The following is a 15,806-nucleotide window of genomic DNA, read 5'->3' on the forward strand; positions in this document are numbered from 1 at the left end:
CTTCACTGATGACAGATGTATTCCTAGACGGACAAATCCTTGGCGATATCGACGACCCTGAAGAAATAAGAGAAGAAATCATCGATAGAAGACGACAGGGAGATATCCAGAAAGAAGTCTCAATCTACTACGCAGAAGACAAGGATGAGATCCGGATCAACACAGATGCAGGAAGAGTACTAAGACCTGTAATCATCGTTGAGGACGGAGAACCTCAGCTTACAGAAGAAGATGTTGAAAAACTGGCTGAAGGAGAAGTTACCTTGGAAGACTTCGAGGAAGAAGGAAAAATCGAGTACATGGACGCAGAGGAAGAGGAGAACGCCTATGTCGCCATGGAAAGAGAAGAAATCACAGAAGAACATACACACCTAGACATCGACCCAGAGATCATCAACGGGCTATCTGCTTCCCTAGTTGTTTATCCTGAACACAATCGTGGTGACCGTGTAAACTTCGGTGCTAAGATGTCAGGACAGAGCCTGGGAATGCCTACAAGAGATTTCCACCAAAGATTTGAAACACGATCAAACATCCTAACATACCCTCAGCAGCCTATCGTTGAGACAAATACATTCAACAGTATTCTCGGAGACCATCCGATCGCACAGAACATGGTTATCGCATTAGCATCCTTCGACGGATACAACATCGAGGACGCAGTCATAATGAACAAAGCCTCAGTCGAAAGAGGAACAGGACGATCAACCTACATGCGTACTTACAAGACAGAAGCTCAGAGATACTGGGGAGGACAGAAAGACGAGATCGGAATCCCAGACAAAGATGTCAGAGGATACAGAAGAGAAGAAGTCTACGGCCACCTAGACGAAGACGGACTAGCCAACCCAGAAACAGAAGTAGATTCAGACGATGTACTAGTCGGAAAGACATCTCCACCAAAATTCCTTGGATCCGGAGGAGCAGAAGAAGTACAGATGGGACTGGCAGACAGAAGAGAAACCTCTCTAACTGTCAGACACGGAGAACAAGGAAAAGTCGACAAAGTAATGGTCTCAGAGACAGGAGACGGAGACAAACTCATCAAGACAAAGATGAGAGAGTACAGAATCCCGGAACTCGGTGACAAGTTCGCAACAAGACACGGACAGAAAGGTACAATCGGAATGCTTGCACCGGAAGAAAACATGCCATTCACAAAGCAGGGAATTACCCCTGACATGATCATGTCGACTCACGCTATCCCAAGCCGTATGACAGTGTCACAGATAATCGAATTAATCGGAGGGAAAGTCGGAGCGCTTCGTGGAGAGCCAGTAGACGGTTCAGCATACCACAACGAAGACAAAGACAAACTAAGAGACCAACTGGAAGAGCTAGGATTTGAATCTTCCGGTAAAGAGACGATGTACAACGGTGTAACCGGTGAAGAGATGGAAGCAGAGATCATGATCGGTCCAGGTTACTACATGAAGCTAAGCCACATGGTTGGAGACAAGGTCCACGCAAGAGGAAGAGGACCTGTCACACTTCTAACCAAGCAGCCGACCGAAGGAAGAAGCCAGGAAGGTGGACTCCGCCTCGGAGAGATGGAAAAGGATGTCTTCGTAGGACACGGAGCATCCCTGCTACTCAAGGAAAGATTCGGAGCAGACGAGACAGAAATCAAGGTCTGTGAGAACTGTGGAGAGATAGCGATCCATGACAGAGAAGAGAATGAAGAGTACTGTCCAAACTGTGAATCCGGAGATCTGGACGAGACAGAGATCCCACATGCATTCCTCCTACTGATGAACGAGCTAAAATCCATGATGATGGATACAGAGATCGAACTGGAGGACAACTAGAGGTGATTATTCATGAAGAGCATTAAAGAACTTGACTTCGGAGTAATGAGCGCAGAAAAGCTTCAAAACATCGCAGTAAAGGAAATTGATCAGGCTGAAGTCTACGACGCAGACGGATACCCTGTAGAAGACGGAGTAATGGATCCAGGACTCGGAGTCATCGACCCAGGAATGACCTGCCAGACATGTGGAGGAAAAATAAGGGAATGTAAAGGACACTTCGGCCTAATTACCCTTTCACGGCCAGTAGTCCATGTGCTTTACTCCAAGAAAGTTAGAAACCTTCTCAGATTCACAAATGTCCACGACGACGGCAGTGTTTCATGCCTACTCAAGGACGAAGACAAGAGCTTGAGAAAAAGCAACAGGATGAACGAAGACCCTGAGACAGGAGAAGAAATCTCAGACATCGACTTCGAAAAACCATACACATACTATCAAGACGGTGAGAAGATTACACCTCAGGAGATCCAGGAATGGCTTTCAGAAATACCTGACGAGATGGCAGCCAAGCTAGGAGTGGAAGGATGTAGACCGGAAGATCTAGTACTCACTCATCTACCTGTACCTCCTGTAACGATGAGACCTTCAATCACTCTGGAGACAGGTGAAAGAAGTGAGGACGACATCACACACAAACTAGTAGATGTCATCAGGATTAACAAGCGACTTCAGAACAACATCGAGATCGAGGCGCCTGACTTCATCATCGACGACCTTCACGAACTGCTGCAGTACCATGTTGCAACACTATTCTACAACGACATGAGCAGCGTGCCCCCAGCACGACACAGATCCGGCAGAAGCCTCAAATCATTGATTGAAAGAGTCCAAGGAAAGCAGGGACGTTTCAGACAGAACCTGATCGGAAAGAGAGTCAACTTCTCCGCCCGTACAGTAATCACTCCAGATCCAAACATTGGGATCAACGAAGTCGGAGTGCCGTATGTAATCGCACAAAAGTTGACAGTTCCGAAGAAAATCACAGAGGACAACTACGATCAGGCGATGGAATGGATTGAAAACGGTCCAGATAGCCATCCAGGCGCCAACTATGTATTCCAGCCCGATGGCAACAGGAGAAGACTGACTGAAGAAAACAAAGAAGAAATAATGGAAGCAATTGAACCAGGACAAGGATGGAAAGTTGAGAGACATCTTTCAGACGGTGATACAGTACTGTTCAACCGTCAGCCATCTCTGCACAGAATGTCTATAATGGCTCACAAGGTCAGAGTTCTTCCTCATAGAACATTCCGTTTGAACCTGAATGTCTGTGCACCTTACAACGCAGACTTCGACGGTGACGAGATGAACCTGCATGTCCCACAGACGGAGGAAGCACGGGCAGAAGCAGAAGAACTGATGAAGGTCCAGGAACATGTCAAATCTCCAAAGATGGGAGGACCGATCATCGGTATGCTTCAGGACTATGTATCAGGACTTTACCTACTGACACAGGAAGACAAAGAACTTGACAGAGAGAAAGCATTCAACATCCTGGCTGAAGCAGGAGAACACACAAGAGACCTTCCAGAAGGAGACACAGTCTCAGGAAGAGACCTTGTATCAATCTTCATCCCAGATGACATCTCCCTGACAATCAATGAAGGAGAAGACAACGAAGTAGTAATCGAAGACGGTGAACTCGTCAAAGGAATACTTGACGACGACGCAGTCAGTGACTACGGTGGAGAAATCATCCAGCAGCTAAGCATCGAATACGGAAGCGACATGGTTGCAGAATTCATCAACCGTGTCTCAAGAGTCGGAGCAATCTTCCTGACAAAGAGAGGATTCAGCATCGGACTCGAAGACCTAGAAGTATCAGACGAAGCAACAGAGAAGATTCAAGCAGAAATCGACGATGCACTTGACGAGACAGAAGATCTGCTTCAGGAATACGAACAAGGTAAGATGGAGGCAATCACAGGTAAGACTCTAGAGCAGTCTAGAGAGATCAGGATTACCAAAGCACTCAACGGTGCTTTCACAGAGGCAGGAGAAATCATCACAGACAACTTCGATGAAGATTCCAGTGCATTCGTCATGGCAGACTCCGGAGCAAGAGGTTCAATGCAGAGCCTTGTAGCGATGGCAGGAGTCATCGGACAGAACTCCGTAAGAGACCAGAGAATCGAAAGAGGATACAAAGGAAGAACCCTTTCACACTTCAAGAAAGGTGAGCTTTCAGCTAAATCCAAAGGATTCGTATCCTCCAGTATCCTGGAAGGACTGGATGCACAGGAGATGTTCTTCCACCAGATGAGCCAGAGAAAGGCACTGATGGACAAGTCACTCCGTACCAAGACATCTGGATACATGTACAGGCGTGTCTCCAACGCACTACAGGACCTCAAAGTCGAATACGACCAATCCGTCCGCAACGCACAGGGAGACATCATCCAGTTCCGTGCAGGTGAAGACGGAATCGATCCAGGCAAGTCCGACAGAGGTAAAATCTCAACAAACATTTCCACAAACCAAGGTGAATAAAATGACGAAATTCAAACACGAATTTCTGGCATTCCAAGAAACACGAGGTGTTTCGGAATAATGGCAGAAAAACTACACTGGAAAGACAGGACAGAAGAACTTCCTCCAAAGTACCGGAAACTGGGCTTGACAGGAGAGACAAGAGAAAAAATCGAAGAAAGATACGAACAGATGCAATACGAACCCGGTGAATCTATCGGAATCGTCGCTGCACAGTCTCTTGCAGAGCCAGCTACACAGCTTACGATGGAGACATACCACGAAGCAGGAGGAGCACAGGTAAGCCTTACCGCAGGACTTCCAAGACTTATCGAGATTGTAGACGCTAGAAGAGAGCCAAAGACACCGGCGATGGATGTCTACCTAGCTGAAGACTTCAACGATGAAGAAGGTGCCAAGGAAGTAGCACGGAAACTGCGTGAGATCAAGTTCGAGGATCTGGTCAAACAGGATACACTTGACATCATGCAGCTGGAAGTAGAATATGTTCTCAACGAGGATCTGCTTGAGGACTACGATGTTGACATGGAAGATGTCAAGCAGAGAGTCAAAGAAGATGTCAGAAAAGCCAAGATCAGGATTGAAGGCAACAAGATCATCTTGACCTCTTCAGAAGATGACTACGACCTAAGAGACCTGAAGGATCTGAAGAACGATACAGAAGAAGCAAGAATCAAAGGACTAAAGGGAATCGAACAGGTTGTTATTAACGAAGATGACGGTGACTGGCAGCTTCAGACAGCCGGCACAGCACTGAGAAAAACTTTGAAGATGAAGGAAGTGGACGACACAAGAACCACATCCAACCACCTATTCGAGGTTAAGAGAGTTCTAGGGGTCGAAGCCTTGCGTAGAAAGATTATCGATGAGACCAATGCTACACTGGAGAAGCAGGGAATTGGTATCGATGATAGACATATCATGCTTCTTGCAGACATGATGACCAAGGACGGAGAACTCGAAGGAACAACCCGTTACGGAATCGTTGGCGACAAGGAATCGCTCTTGGCACGAGCTGTCTTCGAAGAGACGAAGAAGCACTTGCGTGAAGGAACTCTTAGAGGCGAGACAGATCCTCTTGACGGAGTGGTCGAAAACATTGTCACAGGTCAGCCCGTTCCAATGGGTACCGGCAATGTCGAGTTAAAACCTAAATTTGGCGAGGAGGGTCAATAACCTCCAACCCTTTATAAAACCTAGGGACAATTTAACAATTACAGAGCACAGATTTTCTTACACTAGCGTGATCAAATAAATGGCAACAGCAACCTACGACACAGAAATGATTAGAACACTAAGCATGTTCGAATCACTCACAGATGTAGAAGCCAGAGACTGCATGATGAAGGAAGATGAAGCATACTTCATCGTACCAGAAGGAAAAGCAGGAATGGCAATCGGAAAAGGCGGAAAAGTAGTCAAAAAAGTACAGAACCAACTAGGCAAAAATGTCAAGATATTTGAATACAAAGACAACCTAGGAGCATTCGTAAACAACCTAGTAAGCGTCGATATCAGAAGCCTAGACATACAAGACACAGAAGACGGTAAAACAGTCGAAATCAATGTCTCAAACGACAACAAAGGACAACTAGTCGGAAGAGACGGAGAAAACATCGACTCAATCAGAGACATCCTGAAAAGGACGCACAATGTCAACGAAGTAACCGTCAAGTAAGCAACACATTTTCTTCCAAGTATTCTTATTCCAGCATCTCAAACAGTCTTTCTGTGAGACATCCAAAACAAGAACTACAGAACCTCGAAAGATTCGAGGAGATACTCCAGATAATAGTTAGAAATGGAGCAGGACACCTTCTTACAGAAACCAAACTAATCAAACACCTCCCTCTTTCTCACCGTTTGAAGGCTAGGAGACAGTCAAGACCAGGACCTGAAGCCCTCAGAGAAACACTGGAAGAGTTAGGCACCACATTCATCAAGTTTGGGCAGGTCCTCGCAGAAAGACCAGACATACTGCCAAGAAAATACACAGAAGAATTAAGCAAACTTCAGGACCATGCACCAGAATTCAACAATGAGAAAGCCCACAGAATAATAGAAGAGGAAATAGGAACAGAAAAATTCCAGAACATCGAAGAAGAACCTATCGCCTCAGCATCAATTGCACAGGTCTACAAAGCCACCCTAAACTCCGGCGAAGAAGTAGTAATCAAAGTCAGAAGACCTGAAATAAAAGACAAGGTTGAAACCGATCTACAGATAATAGACTATCTGGCCAGGAAAGCAGAGAAACACTCCAAAAGACTCTCAGACATGCATATACATGACTTTACCAAGGAGTTTTCTAACTGGACTAGAGAAGAAATGGATTTCAAGAAGGAAGCAGTGAATGCCCAGACATTCCGCAACAACATGGAACAGATGGATGGAGTAACAGCACCCAAGACATATCCAGAACTCAACACTGAGAAAGTAATTGTACTTGAGTACATCGACGGAGTAAAATGCACAGATGAGGAAAAATTGGATGAATGGGATATAGATGCTAAAGAAATCGCGGAGACAGCTATCGAAGCCGGAATAAAACAGTCGATGCGGGACGGATTCTTCCACGCCGACCCACACCCATCAAACTTCCTGATAACCAAGGAAGAAAAACTGGTCTACCTTGATTTCGGCATGATGGGACAAATTGACCAAGAAACACGAGAAACACTAGGGATAATGTTGCTATACTTAATCCGAGAAGATGCAGAAGGAATGGTAGAGTGTTTGGAGAAGATTGGACGAACCACCGACGATTATGACAAGGAAAGCGTGAAAGCAGCTGTCAACCAGAAGATAATGGCTGTCAGAAACACGACACTGGAACAGAACAGCATAACACAGGAAATGTTCAACCTGTTCGTAGAAATAAGTAAACACGGCATCTACATGCCCTCAAGCCTAACACTCCTAGGCAAAAACCTAGTAACTGTAGAAGGAATCGGACTAACAATCTACCCGGACTTCAAGATTTCAGACCAGTACGAAGACACCATAAAGGAAGTACTATACGATGAAAACAGTCCCGAGGATATCGGCGAAGACTTAGCTATCGACCTCATAAACAACAAAGACATGATAAGCAGACTGCCGTCCAAGATAAACTCATACCTAGAAAACAGCAACGAACAAGGCAAACAGGAAATAAGCATCAAAAAAGAAAGCACAAATCTACTCCCCGCAGTCTTGATACTCTCCTCCACCCTTCTGATAACAGCTGGAGCAACTATCCAACCACTTCTACTCTACCCCGGAATAGCGGAACTACTACTAGGGGCATACCTAACAGCAAGGAACTGAGAATTGATTAACCGGGTATAAAAAACTTAAGTTATCTAGTTGGGATATGGGATTGTACAACGCACGGAAAATGCGGAAAAAGCGGCAGAGTTACCGCTGGAGCGACAAAGACTATAAACGAAGAATGCTCAACCTGAAGGAAAAAGCAGATCCACTAGAAGGATCACCACAGGGACGAGGAATCGTACTAGAAAAAAGAATAATCGAGGCAAAACAGCCTAACTCCGCACTGCGTAAATGTGTGCGTGTACAACTTCTTAAAAACGGTAAACAGTTGACAGCATTTGTTCCAGGAGACGGAGCAATCGATCACATCGACGAGCACGACGAAGTAATGATTGAAGGAATCGGTGGAGCAGACTCCGGACCAAAAGGAGACATTCCAACCGTCCGATACAAAGTAATCAAAGTAAACGGTGTCAGCCTAAAAGAACTAGTTGCTGGAAACCAGCAGAAACCAACACGGTGATCATAAAATGAGCAATCCAGCAAAAATAGAAGTAGAAGACAAAGTACTCACATTCGGAAAATACGACGCAGAAGAAGTAGAAATCGGCGACGACGGACTAGTAAGGTACATCAACCTAGAAAACATCCTCTCACCGAGAAGCAAAGGAAGACATACTGAAAGACAGTTCTACAAAGCAGAAGTACCAATCACAGAGCGGCTGCTAACTCACATGTATGTAGCCGGTCACAGAGGAAACAAACACTACATCACATCCGGTAAAAACACCGGAAAAAGTGAGAAACTCTGGAATATAATCGAAGAAGTCTTCGACAACATCTACGAGCAGACCGATGAGAACCCAATCCAGGTACTCGTAGATGCTATTGAGAACTCTGCACCCGTAGAGGAAGTAGTTACCTACCAGAGAGGAGGAGCACGAGCAAGAAAAGCAGTCATCATGGCTCCTCAGAGAAGAGTAGATGTAGCGCTAAGACTACTCGTCCAAGGAGCATACGAAAAACGACTAGCAGAAAGCGAAGACGCAGTCGAGACTTTGACTAACGAACTAATCGGTGCAGCAGACGGCAACAACGAAATAAGAGCCGTCAGAACCAAAGAGCGTAAAGAAAGAGAAGCAGAAGGCGCACGATAAGACCTGCTCTTTTATTTCCTTCATTCCTTTCTACTACTTAATGAGTTCCGAGATTAGATTCTGCCCCAACTGTGGTTCAACGAAAGTTGAGCCTGATAGCAGTAGAACAAACATGATTGGTGGAATCATCTCAAAAAGCGATCAATGGCTCTGCAGAGAATGTGAATATCGCGGGATGATACCTAAATCTGCGCCAGAGAAGATTAAGGAAAATTCGGGGGAAATTAAATTTGAGAACACCAGTAACTCCGAAATTGAGGCAAGCACTAGTAGAGCATACTTCAGATACTTTCTCTATGTTGGACTACCATTAAGCCTTGTTTACCTCATAACAAAGCTGATATTCTGAAGAAAACGACCTATGGCTAAAGCCTTTTTTAAATCTTGCAAGAGGATTTCTAGTTATAAACCAATTGGTGAATTTCGAAAATGTCTGACAAAGAACTTGACGCAATAAAAAGTGTAATTGAAGATCCTGAACACATCAGGAACATCGCAATCGCAGCACACATCGACCACGGAAAAACAACACTAACAGACAACCTTCTTGCCCGAGCAGGAATGATCTCGGACAAACTCGCTGGAGACCAGCGTTTCATGGACTTTGACGACCAGGAAGCAGAAAGAGGAATCACAATCTACTCTGCAAACATTTCAATGGTCCACGAATGGAACGACGACGACTACCTGATCAACCTTATCGACACTCCAGGCCACGTTGACTTCGGAGGAGATGTTACAAGAGCAATGCGTGCAGTCGACGGAGTAGTAGTCCTTGTAGACGCAGTTGACGGCGTAATGCCTCAGACAGAGACAGTCATGGAACAGGCACTGAAAGAAGGCGTCAAGCCAGTCCTATTCATCAACAAGATTGATAGACTAATCGAAGAGATGCAGCTAACTCCTGAAGAGATGCAGGAAAGATTCAAAGAAATCATTAGAGGAGTCAATGCAGCACTCAGAAAGTACGCTGATGAAGAAACAGCTGAAGAATGGAAGATGAGTGTAGAAGACGGAACAGTCGCATTTGGATCCGCACTCATGAACTGGGCAATCTCCATGCCTTACATGCAGGAAACAGGAATCAACTTCGGAGACCTAATCGACCGTGTCAACGAAGGAGACCACGAAGGACTCAGAGAAGATGTACCGATCGAAGAAGTAGTACTCGACATGGTAGTAAAACATCTGACAAACCCACGAGAATCCGCAGCATGGAGGATTCCAAAGGTATGGCCTGGCGATGTCAACAGCGAAGTTGGTCAGGACATGATGGAGCACGACCAAGATGGAAGAACGGTCGGAGTCGTCACAAACGTCGAAGACGACGAACACGCAGGAACAATAGCAACAGCAAGACTTTTCTCCGGAACAGTCCACGAAGGAGACGAACTGTACGGGATCGGAAGTCAGAAGACAGAGAGAGCGCAGCAGGTCGGAATCTACTCAGGTCCAAGAAAACTTACAGTAGACTCCGTACCATGTGGAAACATCGCAGCAATCACAGGACCAGACTTCTCAACAGGAGAAACATTCGTTCTAGACGGAGACGAAGAAATCCAGCCATTCGAGCAAATCGAACATGTATTCGAACCTGTTGTCACAAAGTCAATTGAACCAAAGAGAACAAGTGATCTTCCAAAACTGATCGAAACACTCAGGAAGAGAGCGAAAGAAGACAATACAATCAAGGTTGACATCGACGAAGACACAGGAGAAACACTCGTATCGGGACTCGGAGAACTCCACATCGAAGCCAAGATCGAAAGACACCTTGAAGAAAAAGGAATCGACATCAATGTCTCCGAACCAATCGTTGTCTTCAGAGAAGGTATCGAAGATGAAAGCGAACCAGTGTCAGGTAAATCACCAAACCGGCACAACGAACTAGAAATCAGCGTCGAACCAATCGACGAAGAAGTCCGTAAATTCCTCAAAGAAGACTACGCAGAACTCAAAGCACAGGCAGACGACGAAACAGAAGTAAGAGACGCACTAGTAGACGCAGGGCTAGACCAGGACGAAGCAGACAACATCATGGACGCATACGAAGAGAACCTGTTCATCAACGCATCCAGAGGTATCAAGAACCTGAGAGAAATCCAAGAATACCTAGTTGATGCTTTCCACGAATTCTGCGACGAAGGACCGATGGCAGGAGAACCAGTAATCGGACTCAAAGTCAAGCTTCACGACGCAAGCCTGCACGAAGACGCAATCCACAGAGGACCTTCACAGATGGTTCCATGTACCAGAGACGCAATGACAAGAGGATTCCTACAAAGCACACCAAGAATGATCGAACCGGTAAGAATCCTGCGAATCGATGTACCAACCACAGTCATGGGAGACGCAATGACAGAAGTCAGCAACCGTAGAGGAGATGTACTCAACATGGAAGAAGAAGGAGACTCCACAATCCTCAAATGTAAACTCCCAGTAGAAGAAATGTTCGGATTCGAAGCCGCACTCAAAGGAGCAACCAACGGAAAAGGCTTCTTCTCAGCCAAAGACATGATCTTCGAAGCAATGCCAATGAACCTACAAGAAGAAAAGATCATGGACATCAGAGAAAGAAAAGGCATGAAGCAGGAAATGCCAAGCCTAGAGGAATAACATTTTCCTCCCTCATTTTTTCATTTTCAATTCTACATTCTATTCAGACTACAATGTTGCAAATCGATCCAAACTACCCAACTTATTTCAATCTACACACATAGTGTGTATGTATGGCGACTAGAAATATCTCCCTTGATGACGAGGCTTACAGCAGGTTGAAGAAACTGAAGAGTGAAGGAGAAAGCTTTTCGGACGTAGTTAAGAATGTGACGAGTGAAAAGTCCTGGCTGGAAGTAGCTGGCATCTGGGAAAACGAGACAGAGGAAATTAGAGAAGCTGTAGAAGAAGGTAGACAGAGATCAAGAGGTAGAAGCGACAGGATAGCGGAGAAGCTAAGTGATGAAGAGTGATCCAGGACACCTCATTCATTATAGAACTTCTGGACGGCAACAAGGCAGCAATTAACAAATTAAAGAATCTAAAAGGCGAACCGGAGAAGATATCCTCAGTTACGGTTCTGGAACTTCACGAAGGAGTTGCTAGATCCAGTAAGCCGGAAAAAGAGAGAAAGCAGGTGCTGAACGTACTTAACTCCAAGAACATTATCCAGGCGGACAGAAAAGTGATGAAGAAGGCAGGGGAGATATCCGGAAACCTTGCCAATAAAGGAGAAAGAATCGACAGAGAGGACTGCATAATAGCCGCCACAGCACTGCTCGAACAGGACCCAGTAGTAACCACAAACACGAAACACTTCGAAAGAATAGAAAACCTGGAGATAGAACCCATAAAATAGAGCATAGTCTATGAACTTAGAGGAGACAGATGAAGAAAACCTGGAAGAGCGGCTAAAGGAAGGCTACAAAGCCACAGCAGAGCGAGACAGAAAGATAGCAGAAGAGATGATACACGTCTCAATCGAAGCGAACAGATACATAGACCAAGAATAATTTTTTTACTCTTCTACTTTACTCTAAGATTCAGCATCCTCAACATTAACATCCTTCAAAACATCTTCCAACTTTTCTCCAATTCTGCCCTCGATACCTCTTGTATCAAACTCTCTTTCAACCATCTTCAAACGCAAGGCATCACGCAAAAGCTCAGACTTCGAGTTATAACGCCCACGCTCAACCTCTTCCTCAACAAAACGTTCAAGCTCCTCAGGCAGTTCAGTACTTACAGCCATAACCAATAACTATTATTGAAAACTAAAGAAAGTTTCCACCAGACAAGACCAAAAACACAAACTTTTATAACTAAAAAGTGACAAATTAATGTATGTTCAATTGGAGAGATAAAATACCCTATCTCGGTTCAACAAAAACAGAAGATGAACTCCTTACAGAAGGATTCATGAGATCTGAAGAAACTGCTCAAGATATAAATACGGCACGACCATCAACCAGCCAAGGAAGTAATGAACAAGATGTAGACCCTATCTATGTGGAAAACGATGAAGTATCCCACTATTTTGCAAAAGAGATTCATCAAGGACAAGACTTTCCTGGAGAAAATCCAGAAGCCTTACTTTCAAGAACTAGAGCTGTAGCAGAGGATAAAGACCACGAACTTACCGAAGATTCGATAGACAGAGTACTTGAGTGCTATGATACAAAGGACGAGTACATAGAAGCAGCATTAGAAAATGAAGATGACTCTTACAGATCAAGAATAGACGACGCTTATCCAGAAATACCTTCCTCACAGGAATTAGGAGAAAGAAGGTCAGACCCAGAATAAGAAACTTTACAATCTCAACCACCGGTCCTTTTTAAAGTTTTAGCGGGTTATCGGTTATTATACGCTATAGGTGAAACCTTAATTATGGCAGACAAACCACACATTAATCTCGTATTTATCGGACACGTTGACCACGGAAAGTCTACTACAATCGGTAGAGTTCTGTGGGATACTGAAAACCTTCCAGAAGAAGAGATGCGCAAGCTTGAGGAGGCTGCTGAAGAAGCAGGAAAAGAAAGCTTCAACTTCGCATTCGCAATGGACAGCCTTGAAGAAGAGCGTGAAAGAGGAGTTACAATCGACCTGGCTCACCAGGAATTCGATTCTGACAACTACCACTTCACAATCATCGACGCTCCAGGGCACCGTGACTTCATCAAAAACATGATAACAGGAGCTTCCCAGGCAGACGCAGCAGTACTCGTAGTAGCTGCAGACGACGGAATCCAGCCACAGACCAAGGAACACGCATACCTTGCAAAGACACTGGGAATCGACCAGCTAGCAGTCGCAGTCAACAAGATGGACCTTGCTGACTACGGAGAAGACGGTTACAACGACATCAAAGACGAAGTTTCCGAAATGATCCAGCAGGTCGGATACGACACAAGTGACATCGACTTCGTACCTATCTCCGCATTTGACGGAGAAGGAGTAGTAGAAAACAACGAAATGGACTGGTACAGTGGTCCAACACTAGTCGACGCACTAGACGACTTCGAAGAACCTGAAAAGGCAATCGAACTATCAACAAGAATCCCTGTCCAAGATGTATACACAATCTCCGGTATCGGAGCAGTATCCGTCGGAAGAGTAGAGACAGGAGACCTTTCACAGGGAGACGACATCGTCTTCCAGCCAGCAAGTGACAGACTCAACCGAAACATCGGTGGAGAAGTCAAGACAATCGAAATGCACCACGAAGAAGTAGAAAGTGCAGAACCTGGCGACAACATCGGATGGAACACAAGAGGAGTCGGAGAAGACGACATCAAGAAAGGAGATGTCGCAGGACCAGCAGACAACCCACCAACAGTCGTAGATTCATTCAAGGCACAAGTCATCGTCCTAAACCACCCGAATGTCATCAGCGAAGGATACACACCAGTATTCCACGTTAACACAGCACAAGTCAGCTGTACATTCACAGATCTTCACGAGACAATGAATCCAAAGACAGGAGAGACACTCGAAGAAGACCCAGACTACATCAAACAGGGTCAGGCAGCAAAGGTAACAATCACACCACAGCAGCCACTAGTCATCGAAGAAAACGACGACATCCCACAGATGGCACGATTCGCTATCAGAGACATGGGACAGACAGTCGGTGCAGGACAAGCACTAGAAGTCAACGAGAAGGAATAAATTTCTTTCTCTCTTACCTTCTTTACTTATCTCACTATCTCATTCTCTACACTTATCCCAGCATTTAAATATTGTCACTACTAATACATAACATATGATTAATCTATTTGGTGAAGAACAAACCTCGCCAGATAGCAACTGGACGAAAGAATTTTTTACCGAAGATAGAATAGAAGAAACATTGGAGGAGGCTATCTCCCAAATTGAACAACCTCCTGCTCAGCCTAGACTTTACAGACTGCTCAACACATTGAGCAGATTTGGATATAGCTCTGAAAACTTGACAACTCTTTTGTCTCAGAGCCGAGCTGGCGATAAACAAGATAAGTTCGCCATCAAATACTTTGATTCTGAAAAAACCGAAATATTAGACTATGAAACGGCTAGAATTCAGAAAGATATAATAATAGACAACTCGGAAGAAGTCAACATAGGAGTAGAAGACAAAAGAGACAACCCTTTTCTCACTATTGGTTTAAGAGGAAAATACTGCAATCCTGCTGGACCTGATATTTCTTATGAACAGAGAAAGAGAATAGCCAATGAAATCGCTCAAGAAGAAGGCGTGTTACCAAAAGAAATCTTAGACGGCGCTCCAATATCTGATCGTATAGAATATGATGGAGAAAGGGAATATGAGACCACAATTATTGGACAAAGTCCATACTATGATTTTATAGATCCTGAAAACCCTAGTATGCCAAAGGAAGAGGAGGATAAAGATAACTTTTACGATGCTACCTTGAATGACTCTACTAGAGATATAGATAGGGAACTTCAGAGAGAACGAGAATAATCTAACACCATTTATAATAGTTAACTTCAGTATGTTTTGATATGCAGCAGGCGCGTGTAAAGCTTAGAAGCACTAGTCAGGAAAAAGTTGATGACCTGGCAGAAGAAATTGTAGAGATTGGCGATGAGTACGAAGCCGAGATTTCAGGACCAGTACCGTTGCCTACAAAGAACATGAACATCACAACCAGAAAAGCTCCTGACGGAGAAGGAAGCAGCACTATTGAAAGATACGAGATGCATGTTCACAAGAGACTTATTGATGTCAAAGACTCGGAAAGAGCACTTCGACAGGTCATGCGTGTACATGTACCAGAAGGCGTAGACATTGAAATCGAACTAATGGAATAAAATTTTTCTTTACTCTATCCTTTCCTCATTTAAAGATTCTACAGGTCATTACTTTCTACGAGAGATGGTTCTTTAGAATCCATCCAAATCTGCTAACTGGATTTCCAGTTATGCCGGAGGTCGAAAACTCAAAAGAGTTTTCTCGACCCACAGCAAATCGAGAGATTTGCCGGAGTGACAGAGTCTGGCTAATTGTGCCGGTCTTGAGAACCGGTGAGGCATACCCGCCTCTCCTGGGTTCAAATCCCAGCTCCGGCGTTTCCCACTACTTTCT

The 15,806-nt window shown here is 44.7% G+C and carries 17 protein-coding genes and 1 tRNA gene; 17 read left to right on the forward strand and 1 reads right to left on the reverse strand.

All coding sequences use genetic code 11. The features are described from left to right. Positions 1-8: 8 nt before the first annotated feature. The 12 genes from rpoB to LC1Nh_RS04555 all read left to right on the forward strand — a co-directional run bounded on the left by rpoB (position 9) and on the right by LC1Nh_RS04555 (position 12,225). Positions 9-1,808 carry a DNA-directed RNA polymerase subunit B gene (gene rpoB / locus LC1Nh_RS04500; RefSeq protein WP_153550514.1) on the forward strand — a complete coding sequence of 600 codons (1,800 nt, stop codon included), beginning with the start codon at positions 9-11 and terminating at the stop codon, positions 1,806-1,808. Between the two features lie 12 nt (positions 1,809-1,820). Further along, complete coding sequence (locus LC1Nh_RS04505; RefSeq protein ID WP_153550515.1) at positions 1,821-4,304, forward strand: DNA-directed RNA polymerase subunit A'; 2,484 nt, start codon at positions 1,821-1,823, stop codon at positions 4,302-4,304. A gap of 60 nt (positions 4,305-4,364) precedes the next feature. Further along, positions 4,365-5,480: a DNA-directed RNA polymerase subunit A'' gene (locus LC1Nh_RS04510; protein WP_153550516.1), complete on the forward strand. Its 1,116-nt coding sequence runs from the start codon at positions 4,365-4,367 to the stop codon at positions 5,478-5,480. Between the two features lie 79 nt (positions 5,481-5,559). Continuing rightward, positions 5,560-5,982, forward strand: a complete 423-nt coding sequence (locus tag LC1Nh_RS04515; RefSeq protein ID WP_153550517.1) for a NusA-like transcription termination signal-binding factor — start codon at positions 5,560-5,562, stop codon at positions 5,980-5,982. 53 nt (positions 5,983-6,035) lie between these two features. Then, entirely contained in the window at positions 6,036-7,613 is a 1,578-nt protein-coding gene (locus LC1Nh_RS04520) for an ABC1 kinase family protein (RefSeq protein WP_217907019.1), read from the forward strand. A gap of 46 nt (positions 7,614-7,659) precedes the next feature. Then, positions 7,660-8,082, forward strand: coding sequence for a 30S ribosomal protein S12 (locus LC1Nh_RS04525; protein ID WP_153550519.1), 423 nt, complete (start codon positions 7,660-7,662; stop codon positions 8,080-8,082). A 7-nt stretch (positions 8,083-8,089) separates the two neighbouring features. Then, the gene (locus tag LC1Nh_RS04530; protein ID WP_153550520.1) at positions 8,090-8,716 is read left to right on the forward strand and encodes an uS7 family ribosomal protein; all 627 of its coding nucleotides are present in this window, start codon (positions 8,090-8,092) and stop codon (positions 8,714-8,716) included. Positions 8,717-8,756: 40 nt separating this feature from the next. Beyond that, positions 8,757-9,065 carry a hypothetical protein gene (locus LC1Nh_RS04535; RefSeq protein ID WP_153550521.1) on the forward strand — a complete coding sequence of 103 codons (309 nt, stop codon included), beginning with the start codon at positions 8,757-8,759 and terminating at the stop codon, positions 9,063-9,065. An 80-nt stretch (positions 9,066-9,145) separates the two neighbouring features. Beyond that, positions 9,146-11,332, forward strand: a complete 2,187-nt coding sequence (locus tag LC1Nh_RS04540) for an elongation factor EF-2 (RefSeq protein WP_153550522.1) — start codon at positions 9,146-9,148, stop codon at positions 11,330-11,332. A 113-nt stretch (positions 11,333-11,445) separates the two neighbouring features. Beyond that, positions 11,446-11,685 carry an antitoxin VapB family protein gene (locus tag LC1Nh_RS04545; RefSeq protein ID WP_153550523.1) on the forward strand — a complete coding sequence of 80 codons (240 nt, stop codon included), beginning with the start codon at positions 11,446-11,448 and terminating at the stop codon, positions 11,683-11,685. After that, positions 11,682-12,071, forward strand: coding sequence for a PIN domain-containing protein (locus tag LC1Nh_RS04550; protein ID WP_153550524.1), 390 nt, complete (start codon positions 11,682-11,684; stop codon positions 12,069-12,071). The genes LC1Nh_RS04545 and LC1Nh_RS04550 overlap by 4 nt, the downstream gene beginning before the upstream one ends. A gap of 10 nt (positions 12,072-12,081) precedes the next feature. Next, complete coding sequence (locus LC1Nh_RS04555) at positions 12,082-12,225, forward strand: hypothetical protein (RefSeq protein ID WP_153550525.1); 144 nt, start codon at positions 12,082-12,084, stop codon at positions 12,223-12,225. A gap of 23 nt (positions 12,226-12,248) precedes the next feature. Here the strand turns inward: LC1Nh_RS04555 and LC1Nh_RS04560 are convergent, their stop codons facing one another. Then, positions 12,249-12,464, reverse strand: a complete 216-nt coding sequence (locus LC1Nh_RS04560) for a type II toxin-antitoxin system ParD family antitoxin (protein ID WP_153550526.1) — start codon at positions 12,462-12,464, stop codon at positions 12,249-12,251. 92 nt (positions 12,465-12,556) lie between these two features. Between LC1Nh_RS04560 and LC1Nh_RS04565 the strand changes: the two genes are divergently transcribed. From LC1Nh_RS04565 to LC1Nh_RS04585, 5 genes are all read left to right on the forward strand, one after another. Further along, the gene (locus LC1Nh_RS04565) at positions 12,557-13,018 is read left to right on the forward strand and encodes a hypothetical protein (protein WP_153550527.1); all 462 of its coding nucleotides are present in this window, start codon (positions 12,557-12,559) and stop codon (positions 13,016-13,018) included. An 84-nt stretch (positions 13,019-13,102) separates the two neighbouring features. After that, entirely contained in the window at positions 13,103-14,386 is a 1,284-nt protein-coding gene (tuf, locus tag LC1Nh_RS04570; RefSeq protein WP_153550528.1) for a translation elongation factor EF-1 subunit alpha, read from the forward strand. Between the two features lie 94 nt (positions 14,387-14,480). Then, positions 14,481-15,182: a hypothetical protein gene (locus LC1Nh_RS04575; protein WP_153550529.1), complete on the forward strand. Its 702-nt coding sequence runs from the start codon at positions 14,481-14,483 to the stop codon at positions 15,180-15,182. 41 nt (positions 15,183-15,223) lie between these two features. After that, positions 15,224-15,532, forward strand: a complete 309-nt coding sequence (gene rpsJ, locus LC1Nh_RS04580; RefSeq protein ID WP_153550530.1) for a 30S ribosomal protein S10 — start codon at positions 15,224-15,226, stop codon at positions 15,530-15,532. 168 nt (positions 15,533-15,700) lie between these two features. Further along, a tRNA-Ser gene (locus tag LC1Nh_RS04585) sits at positions 15,701-15,790 on the forward strand. Positions 15,791-15,806 lie beyond the last annotated feature (16 nt).

It is taken from the genome of Candidatus Nanohalobium constans (genome assembly GCF_009617975.1).
GTDB classification, from domain to species: Archaea; Nanohalarchaeota; Nanosalinia; order Nanosalinales; family Nanosalinaceae; genus Nanohalobium; species Nanohalobium constans.

What these genes read in the sequence shown, in the direction of transcription:
- LC1Nh_RS04530 (WP_153550520.1), top strand. Translation starts at nt 8,090, where the DNA reads ATGAGCAATCCAGCAAAAATAGAAGTAGAAGACAAAGTACTCACATTC.
- LC1Nh_RS04510 (WP_153550516.1), top strand. Translation starts at nt 4,365, where the DNA reads ATGGCAGAAAAACTACACTGGAAAGACAGGACAGAAGAACTTCCTCCA.
- rpoB (WP_153550514.1), top strand. Translation starts at nt 9, where the DNA reads ATGACAGATGTATTCCTAGACGGACAAATCCTTGGCGATATCGACGAC.
- LC1Nh_RS04535 (WP_153550521.1), top strand. Translation starts at nt 8,757, where the DNA reads ATGAGTTCCGAGATTAGATTCTGCCCCAACTGTGGTTCAACGAAAGTT.
- LC1Nh_RS04575 (WP_153550529.1), top strand. Translation starts at nt 14,481, where the DNA reads ATGATTAATCTATTTGGTGAAGAACAAACCTCGCCAGATAGCAACTGG.
- tuf (WP_153550528.1), top strand. Translation starts at nt 13,103, where the DNA reads ATGGCAGACAAACCACACATTAATCTCGTATTTATCGGACACGTTGAC.
- LC1Nh_RS04505 (WP_153550515.1), top strand. Translation starts at nt 1,821, where the DNA reads ATGAAGAGCATTAAAGAACTTGACTTCGGAGTAATGAGCGCAGAAAAG.
- LC1Nh_RS04515 (WP_153550517.1), top strand. Translation starts at nt 5,560, where the DNA reads ATGGCAACAGCAACCTACGACACAGAAATGATTAGAACACTAAGCATG.
- LC1Nh_RS04555 (WP_153550525.1), top strand. Translation starts at nt 12,082, where the DNA reads ATGAACTTAGAGGAGACAGATGAAGAAAACCTGGAAGAGCGGCTAAAG.
- LC1Nh_RS04565 (WP_153550527.1), top strand. Translation starts at nt 12,557, where the DNA reads ATGTTCAATTGGAGAGATAAAATACCCTATCTCGGTTCAACAAAAACA.
- LC1Nh_RS04545 (WP_153550523.1), top strand. Translation starts at nt 11,446, where the DNA reads ATGGCGACTAGAAATATCTCCCTTGATGACGAGGCTTACAGCAGGTTG.
- LC1Nh_RS04525 (WP_153550519.1), top strand. Translation starts at nt 7,660, where the DNA reads ATGGGATTGTACAACGCACGGAAAATGCGGAAAAAGCGGCAGAGTTAC.
- LC1Nh_RS04560 (WP_153550526.1), bottom strand. Translation starts at nt 12,464, where the DNA reads ATGGCTGTAAGTACTGAACTGCCTGAGGAGCTTGAACGTTTTGTTGAG.
- rpsJ (WP_153550530.1), top strand. Translation starts at nt 15,224, where the DNA reads ATGCAGCAGGCGCGTGTAAAGCTTAGAAGCACTAGTCAGGAAAAAGTT.
- LC1Nh_RS04540 (WP_153550522.1), top strand. Translation starts at nt 9,146, where the DNA reads ATGTCTGACAAAGAACTTGACGCAATAAAAAGTGTAATTGAAGATCCT.